Below are 17,065 nucleotides of genomic sequence, written 5' to 3' on the forward strand. Positions count from 1 at the left end.
TTATTTGTAGTAGCATTCAAAACTACCTATCTAACCCTATCAAACTCTCCAACGCATAAAACAATCGATTTTTTGCATTATCCTGTGATCCAAAAATAGAGCGGTAGAGTTCGCCATTTTTAGTAATGAGCAGCCATTGTGGTGTTCCTTCGGCATGGAACTGCTCGTAGACTTTATGGTGCTGGTCTATATATATGGGAAAAGGGTTGTTGCCACTTCTAAAAACAGCTTTGATATTTTCTTTTGTTCCTTCTCGAGTTGGGAAATCGGCATGAATTCCTGTTACTTGTATACTTGGGTATTGGATTTGGAATTCATAGGCGAGTGGCAGGGCACGACCGGTACAACCCAAACAGTCGTTGTTATAAAGCATCAACAGCTGTACTTTCTCTCTATAGAGTCTTATTAAATCTACGTCTTCACCATCGAGATCTTTTACTGCAATGGAAGTTATAAGACTGTTCATAATGCTAAGGTCATCAGGTTATATTTCTTACTTTATTCCCGCGTTACCGATTACAACGACATCCTTTTATTTTTTTTAAATAAAAGATAGAGTGGAAAGCAGGACCCGCTAGGGGAACGCCCAAATCAGTAATAAGCAACATGTTTTATTTTTATTTAAACGTATGTCGCATTTCGTCTGTGGAAGAAGCTCCTAACAATTGATTAAAGGTTTTTATAAGGTCAAAATTTTGAGTAATGGCATCAGCAACGGCAATTCCAGAGATGCCCGTTTTTAAAATGTACTTAACGTCTTCTGGCGTAATGTCTCCAAAACCAATAAGAGGTGTCTCTGTCTTTAAGTCTTCATATATAGCAGTATAGCCATTGATACCTAAAGCTTTAGTTTCATTTTTTTGAGAGATTCTAAAAGGTCCTAATCCTATATAATCTACTTCTTTAGTGAGTAAGGTCTCGCATTCTTGCAAGTTATGCGCTGTGGCACCTATAGTTTGCCAAGGGTACAAGTGTTCTCTGGCTAGGGTAGGGCAGGCATCATTTTGTTCCAGATAAATACCGTCTGCTTTGATCTCGTGGGCAATTTTATAATGGGATTTGATAACTAATCTGGTTTGAAAATGCGCGGTAATTTTTATGACTTCTTGCGCGAGTTTCAAATGATCTTTTCCGGCGATATGTTCCAGATCTAGTTGTACCAATTCGGCTCCAGAGCTGCAGGCTTTTTGGATGTTTTCTAGATGCGCTGCAGTAGATTGTGCTTGAGACGTATAATGTAGTTTAGGGATCATAGGGTCTTGATTTATGCAATGGAATACACATTTATGTATGAATATCCAAAAGTATCTATTTAAAACGGGATAGTAGTGCTATTCAAATTACAATTGAACATCAGATAATGATGGTTGAGTAGTATTTAGCACCAATTCTTTATATTAACTTGGTATTTGAATAACAAAGAACTGACAATATCTCTTAAAATTATCCATTATGACTCCAAATGACGTTTTTTCTATAGTTAATATCCTGGCCTTACCCATGTGGCTCTTGATGATCATCTTACCGAAATGGAAGGTCAGCAGATTTTTAATCGATTATAAAGTGATACCGCTGGCGCTAGCAGTGATCTATGCGATCTACATTATTCAAGGCTTACTGGCTGGAGGTATGATGGATTTTGGAACTCTGTCATCAGTTATGGAGTTGTTTACAACAGAGAATGCTGTTTTGTCAGGTTGGGTGCATTACTTGGCTTTTGATCTGGTAGTAGGTATGTGGATGCTGGATCAAAATAAAAAACTAGGCATTCATCAATTGGTGATGATTCCTTGTTTATTAGGAACGTTTATGTTTGGACCTTTGGGATTTTTACTTTTTATGATCATCAAATTCTTCAAGCAAAAAAGTCATGAGATTTCCATCATGGCATCCAAAAACTAAGAAAAGAACGTCCTATACTTTATATGATTGTGTTGATTCATTTGATAGGAGCCATTGCGTGCATTGCGCGACTCATTATAGATGGGCGTACTCTTATGGGAGTTCCTATATGGACCAAACCTTTGAAATCTGTATTTCTGCTGCTATTTATATTTTAACTATTAACTATTAACTATTTGGTCACCTTATATACGTTCTCCAAAAGAAAGAAAATCATTTTCAATAATGGACTTCTTGGACCTTGCTAATAGAAAAAGAGTTCCTTGTTTATCAAACATCAAGAGGTGTGACTTCTCATTACAGTCAATCTGCTTGGTTGGATGGATTATTATTTGCTGGTATGGGAATTAAATAGGAACTAATTTTTGGCCATGATTATTTTCTTGATAGAAACGGTACGATTGAAAGTAAACACCACAAAATCCATCCAATTTGTCACTCTTACAGGATGGATCATCTTTATAGCTGCAAGTGGGGTGGGCAGACAAATGATCAGTAAGATGTCTCATAAGGTAGCTGTTGCAGATGTTGTTGCAGGGCTTCCATTATTGAATTGGAGCAAACTAGGAGAAGATTTAAGAATCGCTCATTTCTTCGGATTGCATGGGATTCAAGTCAATCCATTATTTGCTTTATTACTGTCTCGTAAATGGAAAAAAAATACTAGGCATCAAATCAGGGTAGTTGCTTTTTTTGGATGGGCTTATGCTAGTTGGATTGCTTTTATGTATGATCAAGCGAGTCTGGGAATTGCATTGATGGGTTGATGACGCCAATTACCTTTTTAAAGGATTGCCCATTTATACAAGATTCTTAAGCGTGAATAAGGAGAGGAGCGAAGTGAAGTATGCAGAAACACAGGTGACAAGTCTCCAAATCACCTAATAATAGGATCTAGCAGATTCTAATGTGACTGGCGTTTGCCCATTCTTATCACCGACTCAAATAAGTGCTATCTCCTCATCTATTTTGCTGATATAATAATAAATCTGCTTGATTTTGAATGGTTTTTTTGTTTACATTTCCTTTAAATACAACGCCCTATAAAAACTTAATTTTTAGGCAATTATAAGAATACTTATTTTTTTAATCTATAAAGGGAATATTGTGATTTAGCCTATAAAAACCACGTATAACTTCTTTTAAAAGGGGTTACTAAAAGCCTGTCGGACTTGAGGTGGAAAACATCCGAAGTAAGTAAACATTTCAATTTAAAAATTTAAAATAATGAAAACAAAAATAATATTAGTTTTATGTGTTCTAAGCCTGTCTTTTTTATCTTTTAAAACTATAGAGCAGGATGTAAAGAGTGTTACGGTAACTTATGATGGTTATGAATACGAAGAGTATAACTTTAGTATTTCTGGTGGTGCGGATGGTGAAGATACTTACATTGCTTTTAGTGAAATTTCTGAAGACATTTTAAAATCTTTTGATTTAAAGTCTAATGATCTGGTAGGAAAAACTTTTAAAATGACGTACCAAATTATTCCTGAAAAAGAAACAGAAGACGGTGAGTTCTCAGAAGAAACTTATGTGTTGAAAACATTGAAAAAAGTAGATTAACAAAGATACGGGACTTCATTAAGGAGTCCCGTATCTTTTTTAAAACCTTTACCTATGGGATCAGAAGTTGACCGTGCAATTATTAAATTAAAAAAATCAGTGGGCGTTAAAAGAAAAATTCTCTTTGTTTCCAAGTATGGAGAAACTTTGGATATAGCAAATGCAATACAAACCGAAGGGCATAGTATTAAGTTGTTTATACAAGAAAGAGGCTGTAAAGAAATTGGCTACGGTTTTTGCCCTAAAGTCACTGATTGGAAAAAGCATACCGACTGGGCCGAATTAATTATCTTTGATTACACTGGATATGGCGAAATTTGCGAAAACCTTAGAAATGCAGGAAAACTTGTTGTGGGAGGATCCATCTACACAGATTTATTGGAGTTAGATCGCAATTTTGGCCATCAACAATTGAAAGCTCATAAGATTAAAGTACTGCCATCTTATGAATTTACTAATTTTCAAGAGGCTATTGTTTTTATTGAAAAGCATCCAGATACTTATGTTATTAAACCTTCTGGCGAAACCCAAGAGTTTAAGCAATTGTTATTTGTAGGTAGTGATGATGAAGGCTTGGATGTGATACGTGTTTTAAAAGCCTATGAAAAATCGTGGGGGAATGATTTTGGTGATTTTCAACTTCAAAAAAAGGTAAAAGGTGTAGAGATTTCTATAGCTTCATTTTTTAATGGAACCGAGTTCTTAAAGCCCATCAACATCACTTTTGAGCATAAAAAATTATTTCCAAAAGAATTAGGAGTTTCCACTGGTGAGATGGGAACCAGTATGTTCTGGACTAAAGATTCGCCCATATTTGATGCTACTCTAAAGAAATTTGAGGCCACGCTGGCGAAATCAAATTTTATAGGACATATAGATATTAATTGTATCGTAAACGGAAATGGTATTTATCCATTAGAATTTACCTCTCGATTTGGATATCCACAAATTCTCATTCAACGTGCTGGAATCAATGAACCTTTAGGCGACTTCTTTTACAGATTAGCTTCAGGTCAAAAATTTGAAATCAAAGTTAAAAAAGGTTTTCAAGTAGGCGTTTTTATTGTGGTACCACCATTTCCTTATGAGGATAAGAAAACCTTTCAACTCTTTTCTAAAGATGCCGTAGTCATTATTAAAAAAGAAACAAAAGAAGGCATACATCTCATGCACCTTAAAAAAGTAAATAATGAATGGCTTATTACAGGGGATACCGGAATAGCCCTTCTAATTAGTGGTACCGGTTTAACCATGAAAGATGCACAGCGCAATATGTACAACAGAGTACAAAACGTCATTGTGAATAACTGTTACTACCGCACCGATATAGGAGATCGTTGGCAAGAGGATTCGGATAAATTATGGTCTTGGGGACTTTTATAAACCAGCGTATGCGACTAAAAATTTTAAAAAACGAATCTGTTTTTATGGATCTGTTGCCTTTAGATTGGCAAAAAGGAATAAAATCGATTTGGAAAAAAAATAGAGAACATACGCTCATATATGTATTGGAGCAGGATAACGAAATTTGTGCAGGTGGTATTGTTTTTTCTGCTTTAACAACAGAAATGAAAGCTTATAAAGAGGAAGCCAATTACTGGTTTCTAAAAAATTACCTATACATAGGTTATGTTTGGGTGCCTGAAGACAAAAGAAATAAAAATTATGGCAGTTTATGGCTTAAAAACTTGTTATTAGAGGATCCCAAACAACATTACTGGTTGACCACAGAAGAGAAACAACTCCGATACTTTTATGAAAAAGTAGGGTTTACTTATGTCAAAACAATAGGGTGTCAAGATGAGGAAGAAGAATTATTTATTTACTAAAACGGGATCAAAACTTTTGATATCACTGATTCTGTAAAGTCCCATTTATAGACTTTAAAAACATCATTTATTTCTATTAGATTCTCGGGCTTTATAACTTAATTATTTTAATTGAGCTATTAGGTTGTTTTTTACGATGCATATATCCTGATGTGTAAACCTAAAGTTTCTTGAGAAACGCCTATTTAAAAAAATCAGGTGAGATTGAACAGAATATTTAAATTAAACGATTAATAAATACAAGGATGTTTAATGACCCAAGTTCCAAATATTCTAATGAAAACAAAACTTCCTGGGATATTTCACATTACATAACATTATAGCTTACGAGTAAACCTTAAAGTTCATTAGCCATAATTTCTTTAAATATGATTGCTGACCTTATAGACCTAAAGGCACTGTATCTACAATTATGTGTAAATAGCCTGAAACGCGGCCGTACAGAAATAATTACATTTGAACCATAATGTATATTATGTCAAATAGAATTTATAGAGACCAACACAACTCTAAGCAAACACTTACTTCGTCTCTTCTTCCTCCGACAACTTTAATTCTTCTTTGAACTTAATAAGGTCGTCATAAAAACTGTTGACTATATCTCCGTATCCATTGATATACAGAAATCGTAAAGATGCTATTCTCGATTTGTGCTCTTCACTCTTTAATAAGTAGTTGATGCAATCGTTCTCACATTTTAAATCTGTAATTAAGATTGTATACCATGGTTGTGTTTCTTCTAGGTATTCTAGGTTTGCAGTAAACTTTTTATAGATGATTTGTTCCATATCATCTATATCCTTAAAATAAGATTTATAAATACCGCTCAGATTGATTAAGCTTTCAGATGCTTGAGAATTATTTAATACCGCATTATCTATCCAATTGCTGTTTTGCTTATCCAGATCTAAATCTTTAACATCAAACAGTATGGTAGACAATATTCCTTTTTTATCTATTTTAGTTTTATCGTAATCACGCCCAAGTACTCTTAGATACGTATTGTTCAAGGTGTCTAATTCTTTTAGAAACTGATCCAAGTCATGAATATCTTTATCCAGTTGTGACAAGACCTTTTCCTGAAGTTGGACATTGGCTTTGCCTATTTGTTCTTCTCGGCTCCAGTTATTGATCCATAGGGCTATAAGAATACCCAATACAACCAGAATAATCTCTCCTGTTGCATACATCAGGTACTTGCGTAAACCACTAACTTTAATATGCTTTAATCTTGCTTTATTAAAAAATCTCATATTTGATTGGGGTCCATAAATTAGCCTTATTCCTCTTCTACTGCCAGCCATTTTAAACGACCTTCATATTTCATAAAGGTGCGCTGTGAACTGTTAATGCTTAACCTTACATTATTGGGTTGGTAAATTTGAAGCTCGACGTCCAACGTTTCTGCGTCGTTTCTTGTCGTGAATTCATAAGAAAGATAGCCTTTTTTCTCATTGATCCTACTCTTGATGTTTTTTATATCACCTATAAAATTATAACCGGTATCGTTAGTATATCCACCACTAACGCGGCGTTCACCGTAAAATGGCAATACAAATTCTGCCTCCTGCTTTTCTATCTTTAGGGTGTAATGATCGCCTTGTACATCAATGCGCGCAACGTTGTTTCCAGAACGTATCAACAAATCGTTTGCCACATTATTGAGGGCTTGTGTGTTAAATGGAATGACAACATCTGCTTCAAATTCAAAGCCTTGCTGGTTCATTTGTTCTTGTAGATTTACTAATTTACTTAGATCTTCCTCTGTAAAACTAGTTTTACAAGAGTTAAACGCTAGTAAAACTAGTATTAATATGGAATACCTTAGAGTTTTCATGCTGTTTATTTTAATAAATGTGTGTACAAATGCTGCCGCATTATATTTTTTACGATTTGCTTTTCTGCCTCCCAGCAGGTAAGATAAGAAAGCGATATTTTAAATAACACTATCATTCCTCTACCTACGTTTTCGGCTTTTCACTTTTGTACCACCTCTAAAATTAAATATAATATGCATAATACGAACTCGTTTAACATTTAACGTTTTAAGGTGATATGACCAGAAATGAGCTGATCATTAAAATACAACTTATACCAGTAATCACTGCTAGGAAGCGGCTGGTTAAGGTACATCCCATCCCAGCCTTCTTCTAGATCATTGATTTGCAGTAATAATTTTCCATACCTATCATATAGTTCTAGTTGTGCACCAGGAAATTTGTCGATACCGTAAATTTTAAAAGTGTCGTGAAATCCATCAGCATTTGGCGTGAAAAATTTAGGGATTTGAATGCGTAAGAACTCTTGAGTAATTACTTCACAACCAAAACGGTCTCTTACTCTGGCAATAACTTGTAAAAAAGTGGTGATATCAAACGTATTTCTAGTGGTCCAATTGCTTCCATCGATGCTAAATTGAAAATCACCTGGAGTTTGTAAATTGATAATAAGCTCCTCTCCTATTATATCAAGTGATGCGATAACAGGAAGGTCTATTACGCTAACATTAAATGTCGCAATAGAAGAACAACCAGCGTTGTTAATCACTTCACAAGTATAGGTGCCTGCAGTTCCAATACTTATGTTAGGTGTAGTTGCTCCAGTATTCCAAACATATCTCGCATTAGGAGCTTGTGGATCTAATATAGCTATATCATTAGGACAGATCGTGAAATCGGCACTGTTCACTACTAGTGAATTTTCTATTACATAAGGAACCGGGACTCTTATATTACTGGTGCAACCGCTAAATAGATCGCGTGTCTCGACGTAATAAGTTCCTGCGAGGTTGGTAGCGTAATCTGTTGAATTGCTATTTAGCAATGTGCCGCCAATGGGACTGTCGTACCAATAGGCTTCTAATCCAGGTGCGATATCAACGATAAGATCTACCAGGTCGCCATTACAAGATACAAAAGGGTCGTTTCTAGGAACAGCAAGACCTACGATTACTTTTCTAAATTCAAAAATTTCAGAAAAATTGACACATTGTGAATTGTTGAGATTGATGCCATCTTCAGCTACCTTGACTCTATAAAATGTAGTGTTGTTTAAAATCGGAGTGGTATAGGTAGCGGTGTTAGTGCCAGCTAAATCGTTAAAATTAATTCCATCAATACTTGTTTGCCACTGGTATTCTGGGGAAACAAAAACATTGGTTGATGCACTAGCTTGTAACGTTATGGAAGTGGCTGGATCGTTTTCACAAATGGAAGAAAGATTTGAACTTGTTAGATTTAGAACTTCGGTAACATCTCCACAGGGTTTAAATTCTATATCGTCTATAGCCAGATCATTCCCGCAGCCACCTATTCCTTCATTGATCAATTTGAGTATACAACCACTTTGTCCCGAAGCGGTGGTAAAAGTAAGTCCGTACTTTATCCAAGATGGTGCAGCATCTGCAGTACGCGGACTCATCACTCCTTCAGAGAGCAGATTAGTATCTGTACTGTCCCATATTTCAAATCGTACTTGAATAGGAATGTCATTAGTCCCACATGAATTATTAGTACTTAATACATTAATTACCCAAGAGCTGAATTCATATGGCGTGTTCTCGCAAAGTCCTATAACAGGAGTTTGATAAAAAACACCTGGGTTAAAATCAGCATTAACGATCAACATTTTACCATTGGGATTACCGGTGTGGTCTGGTGCATTCCAGAAATCTCCTAATTGTTGCATATTGCTTGAAATGGTATACTGACCATCCTGAACGCCGTTGTTTACATAGGTGTAACTGGTATGACTAACGGGTAAGGCTGGTCCGTTAACAGTTCCTTGTCCAAAATCTTCGGTAAAGATGGCGTTTCCACTTTGACCTGCGCAAAACCCTAATTGCGCTCTCGCGAAAGCAACACATAAAAAAAGACAGGCAATAAGGCTGCAAATTTTGTTCATTTGTGAAAAATACTATGGTTTGTCTCTTTTCTAGAATACAAAGTGATAAATTTTTAAGATTTTAACGATTGATTGATTATTAAAACATCGATGAACAACATAATCCTACACTTTATGGATTATGGATGAGTTGCTATAAATAGAAATATTTCTTTAGATGATTTGTAGCTCTTGTAAATTATTTAAAACTTACTACGGATCATTTTCAATGCTATTTCCATTTAGATATAGCAGTTATTGTTGGTCTATCTAACGTTATTTGATCTTAATCTTTTGTGCACAAGGTATTACCACTTTAAGTAGAATGAAATTTAAATGGCGCTTTCGCGAAAGCAAAACATATAAAAGACAAAATACCAGGTAAATTTATTCCATCATTTGTTAAAAACACTACCGTTTTAACGTATTTTCATGAAATAAAACGGTGTAGTTTTAAGGTTATTACGTTTATCCGTATAAAAAACACCTCGCTGAACGGTTTAATCTTGCATTTTATCGAATGTTAATCGGATGTTAAAAAATAGAATATATTTTTTTGTTCGGTTAATCATGTAGCACTACATTTGCGTTCCATTAGGATTTACATACTACAATTTTATGAAAGGATTTCTACTCCGAAAAATGAAAATAACGCCATATCTAATGGCTTTACTTTTCTTCATCTCATTCAACACCATTTATGCTCAATGTCCAACAGTACCTGTTTCTCCTCAGGTAATTTGTGACGCTGCAGGTTTTGACTTTAATGATTTGAACGCATTTGCAACACCAACACCTGGGAACAGCGTCCGCTGGTATCTAAATGCCACTGGTGGAACACCACTACAGCAATCACAACTTGTTAGACAAGGCACTTATTATGCTGGCGATCCATCTGGGACTTGCGGTACTCGACCAGCTTTGGTAGTGGACTTTACTGTAGATCCTAGTGGTCAAAGTCTGGATGCTATATTCTGCTCTAACGAGAACCCAACGATACAAACCTATATAAATAGAGCGCTTTCTATCAATGCACCTGCTGGTGGAAGTGTTCAGGTTTTTAGCGATTTTGCACTTACTAATTTGTTAAGTCCAGCAACGCCTTTATCAGGAAATGCTAATTACTTTATAGTTTTTGTTGATTCTGGTGGTTGTCGCAGCCAAATAGAAACAGGCAGTACTGCTGTATTCCCTTCACCTGCGCCACCTGCGCCTCCAGCGGCTCAGCAATTTTGTTCAGATACCAATCCAACTATAGCTGATTTGATTCCCGGAACAACCGCTAACTTCAATTGGTTCGAAAATGTGGATGGTTCTAATGATCCTATTCCACCGGCTTTGTTAGATACAGAAGCTTTAGTTGATGGAGCGACCTATTATGTTCAGGCAGATAATTTTTTCTGTGAAAGCGATGCGATTGCAGTTGTAGTTCAAATTGATGATCCTGTTGATGCAGGAATGAGTAATAGTTTGGATTATTGTGAGGATAATATTCCCGCAGCAGATTTTGACTTATTTCCTTTATTAGGGCCTAATGCTGATTCTGGGGGTACTTGGACCGGTCCCTTGGCGACAGCTAACGGAGATCAAGGAACAGTTAACATAAGTGGACAAGCAATAGGTGTTTATAATTTTGTATACACATTAACAGGTCCTGGCGCATGTCCAGATGAAACCTCTACGGTTAGTCTTGAGATTTTAGAAATTTTATCTTCTGGAACTCCTTCCGCATTAAATCCAGTAAGCTTTTGTGTATCTCAATTACCCGCAGCATATGACTTGACTTTTTTATTAGATAACGAAGACGCAGGAGGAACATGGACACAAGGAACAACGAGTATGGATCCAACGGTGACTTCACCTATAGATTTGACGTCATTTATACCAGGAACTTATGACTTTACATACAGTCAAAACTTAGCTCCTAATCCATGTCTAGAAGAATCTACAACCGTACAAGTTATCGTACTAGAAGATCCTAATGCTGGTGCAGCAGTAGTTACTGAATTTTGTGAAAATGACCTTAGCGTTATTTCTCCTTATGATTTGTTCAGCTCCTTAGATGGCTCTCAAGATAACAATCTTGGAACATGGACAGACGCAATGAATAATACCGTTTCCAACTCTTTAGATATTACTGCATTTACAGTTGCAGGAAGTCCTTATTCCTATACCTATACTATTAATATCGGTACTTGTAACAATTCTGAAACAATTGTAATTGAAATTTTACCTGCACCAGAGTCTGGCGCTTATATAGGAACTCCTTTTACAGTTTGTGAAGATCAAGCAGCGGCCAACTCGCCTTATGATCTTTTTAATTTACTCGATGGAACACAAGACACGAACGGAACTTGGTATGCTGGAAACACTTCTTCAGGAACTGCGGTAACCAACCCAATCGACTTAACAACATTAGGAAACGGAACATTTGATTTTACTTATGCTGTTCCAGCGATAGGCACTTGTACTGACGTTGATGTTGTGGTAACGGTAATCATCAATGAATTACCTAATACAGGAACTCCTACTCCATTCTTAGTTTGTGAAAATGAACTAGTAGCCAACTCTCCTTTAGATTTATTCGGTCAACTAGCTGGACAAGATGCTGGCGGGACTTGGTCTGATGACGATGCTACTGGCTCGTTAACAGGTAACAACGTCGATATTACAGGATTGGCAGTAGGGAACTATAATTTCTCCTACACCATCACTGATGGGAATTCGTGTACCAACAGCTCTATAGTTGTTGTAACCGTAGAACCTGCACCAGAGTCTGGCGCTTATATAGGAACTCCTTTTACAGTTTGTGAAGATCAAGCAGCGGCCAACTCGCCTTATGATCTTTTTAATTTACTCGATGGAACACAAGACACGAACGGAACTTGGTATGCTGGAAATACTTCTTCAGGAACTGCGGTAACCAACCCAATCGACTTAACAACATTAGGAAACGGAACATTTGATTTTACTTATGCTGTTCCAGCGATAGGCACTTGTACTGACGTTGATGTTGTGGTAACGGTAATCATCAATGAATTACCTAATACAGGAACTCCTACTCCATTCTTAGTTTGTGAAAATGAACTAGTAGCCAACTCTCCTTTAGATTTATTCGGTCAACTAGCTGGACAAGATGCTGGCGGGACTTGGTCTGATGACGATGCTACTGGCTCGTTAACAGGTAACAACGTCGATATTACAGGATTGGCAGTAGGGAACTATAATTTTTCCTACACCATCACTGATGGGAATTTGTGTACCAATAGCTCTATAGTTGTTGTAACCGTAGAACCTGCACCAGAGTCTGGCGCTTATATAGGAACTCCTTTTACAGTTTGTGAAGATCAAGCAGCGGCCAACTCGCCTTATGATCTTTTTAATTTACTCGATGGAACACAAGACACGAACGGAACTTGGTATGCTGGAAACACTTCTTCAGGAACTGCGGTAACCAACCCAATCGACTTAACAACATTAGGAAACGGAACATTTGATTTTACTTATGCTGTTCCAGCGATAGGCACTTGTACTGACGTTGATGTTGTGGTAACGGTAATCATCAATGAATTACCTAATACAGGAACTCCTACTCCATTCTTAGTTTGTGAAAATGAACTAGTAGCCAACTCTCCTTTAGATTTATTCGGTCAACTAGCTGGACAAGATGCTGGCGGGACTTGGTCTGATGACGATGCTACTGGCTCGTTAACAGGTAACAACGTCGATATTACAGGATTGGCAGTAGGGAACTATAATTTCTCCTACACCATCACTGATGGGAATTTGTGTACCAATAGCTCTATAGTTGTTGTAACCGTAGAACCTGCACCAGAGTCTGGCGCTTATATAGGAACTCCTTTTACAGTTTGTGAAGATCAAGCAGCGGCCAACTCGCCTTATGATCTTTTTAATTTACTCGATGGAACACAAGACACGAACGGAACTTGGTATGCTGGAAATACTTCTTCAGGAACTGCGGTAACCAACCCAATCGACTTAACAACATTAGGAAACGGAACATTTGATTTTACTTATGCTGTTCCAGCGATAGGCACTTGTACTGACGTTGATGTTGTGGTAACGGTAATCATCAATGAATTACCTAATACAGGAACTCCTACTCCATTCTTAGTTTGTGAAAATGAACTAGTAGCCAACTCTCCTTTAGATTTATTCGGTCAACTAGCTGGACAAGATGCTGGTGGAACTTGGTCTGATGACGATGCTACTGGCTCGTTAACAGGTAACAACGTCGATATTACAGGATTGGCAGTAGGGAACTATAATTTTTCCTACACCATCACTGATGGGAATTTGTGTACCAACAGCTCTACAGTTTTGGTAACCGTAGAACCTGCACCAGAGTCTGGCGCTTATATAGGAACTCCTTTTACAGTTTGTGAAGATCAAGCAGCGGCCAACTCGCCTTATGATCTTTTTAATTTACTCGATGGAACACAAGACACGAACGGAACTTGGTATGCTGGAAACACTTCTTCAGGAACTGCGGTAACCAACCCAATCGACTTAACAACATTAGGAAACGGAACATTTGATTTTACTTATGCTGTTCCAGCGATAGGCACTTGTACGGATGTTGATGTAACGGTTACGGTAATCATTAATGCGCTTACCGAGGCAGGAACAGCTGCAGCATTTGTAGTTTGTGCAAATGAATTGGCTGCTAACTCTCCTTTAGATTTATTCGGCCAATTGGCTGGACAAGATGCTGGTGGAAACTGGTCTGATGATGATGCAACAATGGCCTTAACCGGAAATACGGTTGATCTAACTGGATTGGTTGTAGGTGACTATAACTTTACCTATACCGTTACTAATGGAGCTTGTTCAGATACAGCAACAGTACTCGTTAGTGTACTGGATGCTCCTAATGCCGGTACTGCAACCGACTTAGATATATGTCTTTCAGATGTTTCCACAGGACAAACGCTAGATTTATTTACTCAGTTAAATGGAAATGATGCTGGTGGAAACTGGACTGATGATGGTCTAACGGGGGAACTCACGGGTTCTATTTTAAATATCTCTGCTTTATCTACGGGTGTTTATAATTTCACGTATGGGGTAACTCCTTCTGCCACTTGTAGTGCAGATATGGAAACGGTACAAATAACGATAAACAACATTGCTGCTCCCACTGCTCCTGCTATACAAGACTTTTGCGATCAAGCAACTGTTGCTGATTTATCAGCTATGGGGAATGCAGTGATATGGTATGAAGATGCGACATTAATGAATCCATTAATAGGCACAGACGCTCTGCTAGATGGAGAAAATTATTTTGCTACACAAACAGATGCGATAACCAATTGTGAATCCAACGACAGTATTACCGTAACAGTAAATATATTTGTATCACCTAATTCTGGTGTTGCAGTGCCACTTTCTGTATGTAATGATCAAACTATGGTCGATTTGTTTACTGCTTTAGATGGTACACAGGATATAGGTGGTGCTTGGATCGACACAGATGCTACTATGGCATTGACAGGAAATCTATTTGACGCAACCGCAGTAGTTGCTGGAACTTATAGCTTTGAACATATGGCAAGTGCAACAGCACCTTGTACAGATGCTTCAACCATTGTAATGGTAACTGTAGAAGCTCCGGTAGACGCTGGTACAGATGCTATTTTAGACGCTTGTACTGACAATGGAACAACAGATTTATTTAACTTATTAGGAACTGCTACTACTGGTGGAACTTGGACTCCTGCTCTAGCTAGTGTTAGTGGTGTATTTGATCCAGCTATAGATCTTGCAGCTACTTATACCTACACCGTTACCAGTTCTTGTAACACATCTTCAGCTGATGTTATCGTTACTATTACCGAAGCTCCTGATGCTGGAACAGATAACATAATTTCTACTTGTATATCTGATGGTACAATTGACTTATTAAGTCAATTAGGTGGTACACCTGACGCGACCGGAACTTGGTTTCCATTACTAGATAGTGGTACTAATATATTTGACCCAACTGTAGACGTTGCAGGAACCTATACGTATACTGTTACCGCAACTTCTCCATGTGCAACAGATGCTTCTGCTACCTTAGATATTCAAGTGGATGAAAGTGCAGCGCCTACTTTGATAAGCGCTACTCTTGATTTTTGTACGAGTGATGATCCAACAGTAATCGATCTAGATACAGCTGTAACTGGAGATATGATTTTATGGTATAATGCTATTGATGCAACTATTCCATTAGCAGCAACAGACACTCTTACAGATGGAACCACTTATTTTGCTTCTCAAACAGAAGCAAATGGATGTGAATCGAGTATCAGAACTGAAGTAATGGTAACGGTAGGAGATGCATCAACTCCTATTTTAGATCAAGGTGGAGAACTCTTCTGTATCAACGATAATCCTACTTTGCAACAGCTTACTCTGAACGTATTGGAATATGATTCTATTGCAAATAATGTTGTTTGGTACGATACGGTTGATGGTATGAATGCTTTACCACTCTCTACAATTATGACAGATGGTACTTCTTATTACGCTGTTTTAATAGATGCAGCAAGTGGTTGTCAAAGTAGCCTAAGATTAGAAGTTACGGTAGATTTATCGGCTTGTGGAAATCTGGTAATTCCAGATGGTTTTTCACCTAATGGTGATGGAGTAAATGATACTTTTGATATTGATAACTTAAACTTTCTTTATCCTAACTTCAGTATAGAGTTTTATAACCGATATGGAAGTCGTGTTTATGACGGAACTGCCAATACACCTAGATTTAACGGTTTCAGTAATCAATCGGCCTTATTGAGTGACGGAGAGTTACCAGTAGGCGTTTATTACTACATCCTGAAATACAATGATGGAACTACAAAACCATCCCAAGGTAGAATTTACTTAAGCCGATAGTCACTCCAAGAAAGAAATAAACAAAATGAAAAATTTTAATATAACACCATTACTAATTGTATTGATCGGTATGCTTTCCTTGAGCACGGTTGCTCAACAGGATCCGCAGTTTACCCAATACATGTATAATCAAAGTATTCTAAACCCGGCTTATGCTACTGCAAATAAGTCGGAAATTAATGTAGGTGCTTTGTATAGATCACAATGGGTAGGACTAGAGGGTGCTCCCAAGACAGCTTCCTTATTTGTTCATTACCCAGTAAGTGACCGCGTGGAAGTGGGAATATCTTTTACAAACGATGATATAGGAAACGTCGTTACAGAAAACAATATCTATGCAGATTTTGCCTATGTATTGCCTGTTTCTGAAACTGCTAAACTTTCCTTGGGTATAAAAGCGGGTCTTACTTTATTTGATGCTAACTTTAACGGTTTTAACCTTCAGTCCGGTGGCGTTGATACTGATGTTGCTTTTAATGAAAATGTAACTCAAAGCTTTCCTAATGTAGGTTTAGGAGGTTTTTATTTTACAGATAAATTCTATGTAGGTTTATCAGCTCCTAATTTATTAGCGGCGACACATTTAGAAAATGAAAACGGTATACAGTCTACTGGTGTTCAAGACATTCATTTTTTCTTAAACAGTGGTTATGTATTTGATATCAATCCAGACTTAAAGTTCAAACCTTCTTTTTTACTTAAAGGTGTAAAAGGAGCTCCTTTATCTGCAGATCTGAATGCAAACTTCTTGTTCAATGATACATTAGAGGCCGGTATCGGATATCGTTTAGATGACTCTGTTAGTGCCTTGGTTAATTTTAAAGTATCTCCAGAACTTAGATTGGGTTATGCATATGATTACACTACAAGTAATTTAGGTAACTTTAATTCTGGATCTCACGAGATCATTTTATTGTATAACGTTAAAACAAAATTCTGGAGAGGCGGTTACGATCGCTCCCCTAGATTTTTCTAAACCTATTCACCAC

12 protein-coding genes are annotated in these 17,065 nt (G+C 37.1%); 7 read left to right on the forward strand and 5 right to left on the reverse strand.

All coding sequences use genetic code 11. The features are described 5' to 3' along the window. Positions 1–22: 22 nt before the first annotated feature. Both F0365_RS13140 and F0365_RS13145 read right to left on the reverse strand, forming a co-directional pair. Positions 23–466 carry a TlpA family protein disulfide reductase gene (locus tag F0365_RS13140; RefSeq protein WP_169934109.1) on the reverse strand — a complete coding sequence of 148 codons (444 nt, stop codon included), beginning with the start codon at positions 464–466 and terminating at the stop codon, positions 23–25. Between the two features lie 151 nt (positions 467–617). Next, positions 618–1,253 carry a thiamine phosphate synthase gene (locus F0365_RS13145; protein ID WP_169934110.1) on the reverse strand — a complete coding sequence of 212 codons (636 nt, stop codon included), beginning with the start codon at positions 1,251–1,253 and terminating at the stop codon, positions 618–620. A 199-nt stretch (positions 1,254–1,452) separates the two neighbouring features. Between F0365_RS13145 and F0365_RS13150 the strand changes: the two genes are divergently transcribed. The 5 genes from F0365_RS13150 to F0365_RS13170 all read left to right on the forward strand — a co-directional run bounded on the left by F0365_RS13150 (position 1,453) and on the right by F0365_RS13170 (position 5,297). Next, positions 1,453–1,902 carry an ABA4-like family protein gene (locus F0365_RS13150; RefSeq protein ID WP_169934111.1) on the forward strand — a complete coding sequence of 150 codons (450 nt, stop codon included), beginning with the start codon at positions 1,453–1,455 and terminating at the stop codon, positions 1,900–1,902. 371 nt (positions 1,903–2,273) lie between these two features. Beyond that, on the forward strand, positions 2,274–2,669 hold the full coding sequence (locus F0365_RS13155) for a hypothetical protein (RefSeq protein WP_169934112.1): 396 nt from the start codon (positions 2,274–2,276) through the stop codon (positions 2,667–2,669). Between the two features lie 460 nt (positions 2,670–3,129). Continuing rightward, entirely contained in the window at positions 3,130–3,468 is a 339-nt protein-coding gene (locus F0365_RS13160) for a hypothetical protein (protein ID WP_169934113.1), read from the forward strand. Positions 3,469–3,522: 54 nt separating this feature from the next. Further along, positions 3,523–4,851 carry a phosphoribosylamine--glycine ligase gene (locus tag F0365_RS13165; protein WP_169934114.1) on the forward strand — a complete coding sequence of 443 codons (1,329 nt, stop codon included), beginning with the start codon at positions 3,523–3,525 and terminating at the stop codon, positions 4,849–4,851. A gap of 8 nt (positions 4,852–4,859) precedes the next feature. Continuing rightward, the gene (locus F0365_RS13170; protein ID WP_169934115.1) at positions 4,860–5,297 is read left to right on the forward strand and encodes a GNAT family N-acetyltransferase; all 438 of its coding nucleotides are present in this window, start codon (positions 4,860–4,862) and stop codon (positions 5,295–5,297) included. 521 nt (positions 5,298–5,818) lie between these two features. Here the strand turns inward: F0365_RS13170 and F0365_RS13175 are convergent. The 3 genes from F0365_RS13175 to F0365_RS13185 all read right to left on the reverse strand — a co-directional run bounded on the left by F0365_RS13175 (position 5,819) and on the right by F0365_RS13185 (position 9,200). Continuing rightward, positions 5,819–6,550 carry a DUF6090 family protein gene (locus tag F0365_RS13175; RefSeq protein WP_169931759.1) on the reverse strand — a complete coding sequence of 244 codons (732 nt, stop codon included), beginning with the start codon at positions 6,548–6,550 and terminating at the stop codon, positions 5,819–5,821. A 26-nt stretch (positions 6,551–6,576) separates the two neighbouring features. Further along, the gene (locus F0365_RS13180) at positions 6,577–7,134 is read right to left on the reverse strand and encodes a DUF4251 domain-containing protein (RefSeq protein WP_169934116.1); all 558 of its coding nucleotides are present in this window, start codon (positions 7,132–7,134) and stop codon (positions 6,577–6,579) included. 200 nt (positions 7,135–7,334) lie between these two features. Beyond that, positions 7,335–9,200: a T9SS type B sorting domain-containing protein gene (locus F0365_RS13185; protein WP_169934117.1), complete on the reverse strand. Its 1,866-nt coding sequence runs from the start codon at positions 9,198–9,200 to the stop codon at positions 7,335–7,337. Positions 9,201–9,842: 642 nt separating this feature from the next. On the opposite strand from F0365_RS13185, the gene F0365_RS13190 reads away from it, so the two are divergent. Beyond that, entirely contained in the window at positions 9,843–16,076 is a 6,234-nt protein-coding gene (locus F0365_RS13190; protein ID WP_169934118.1) for a gliding motility-associated C-terminal domain-containing protein, read from the forward strand. A 25-nt stretch (positions 16,077–16,101) separates the two neighbouring features. Further along, entirely contained in the window at positions 16,102–17,052 is a 951-nt protein-coding gene (locus F0365_RS13195; RefSeq protein ID WP_169934119.1) for a type IX secretion system membrane protein PorP/SprF, read from the forward strand. Positions 17,053–17,065: the final 13 nt, after the last annotated feature.

It is taken from the genome of Nonlabens sp. Ci31 (assembly GCF_012974865.1).
GTDB lineage: Bacteria > Bacteroidota > Bacteroidia > Flavobacteriales > Flavobacteriaceae > Nonlabens.

Bases quoted from the DNA above. Each gene is read 5' to 3' on its own strand.
- F0365_RS13145 (WP_169934110.1), bottom strand. From the start codon at position 1,253: ATGATCCCTAAACTACATTATACGTCTCAAGCACAATCTACTGCAGCG.
- F0365_RS13175 (WP_169931759.1), bottom strand. From the start codon at position 6,550: ATGAGATTTTTTAATAAAGCAAGATTAAAGCATATTAAAGTTAGTGGT.
- F0365_RS13180 (WP_169934116.1), bottom strand. From the start codon at position 7,134: ATGAAAACTCTAAGGTATTCCATATTAATACTAGTTTTACTAGCGTTT.
- F0365_RS13195 (WP_169934119.1), top strand. From the start codon at position 16,102: ATGAAAAATTTTAATATAACACCATTACTAATTGTATTGATCGGTATG.
- F0365_RS13155 (WP_169934112.1), top strand. From the start codon at position 2,274: ATGATTATTTTCTTGATAGAAACGGTACGATTGAAAGTAAACACCACA.
- F0365_RS13185 (WP_169934117.1), bottom strand. From the start codon at position 9,200: ATGAACAAAATTTGCAGCCTTATTGCCTGTCTTTTTTTATGTGTTGCT.
- F0365_RS13150 (WP_169934111.1), top strand. From the start codon at position 1,453: ATGACTCCAAATGACGTTTTTTCTATAGTTAATATCCTGGCCTTACCC.
- F0365_RS13160 (WP_169934113.1), top strand. From the start codon at position 3,130: ATGAAAACAAAAATAATATTAGTTTTATGTGTTCTAAGCCTGTCTTTT.
- F0365_RS13140 (WP_169934109.1), bottom strand. From the start codon at position 466: ATGAACAGTCTTATAACTTCCATTGCAGTAAAAGATCTCGATGGTGAA.
- F0365_RS13170 (WP_169934115.1), top strand. From the start codon at position 4,860: ATGCGACTAAAAATTTTAAAAAACGAATCTGTTTTTATGGATCTGTTG.
- F0365_RS13165 (WP_169934114.1), top strand. From the start codon at position 3,523: ATGGGATCAGAAGTTGACCGTGCAATTATTAAATTAAAAAAATCAGTG.
- F0365_RS13190 (WP_169934118.1), top strand. From the start codon at position 9,843: ATGGCTTTACTTTTCTTCATCTCATTCAACACCATTTATGCTCAATGT.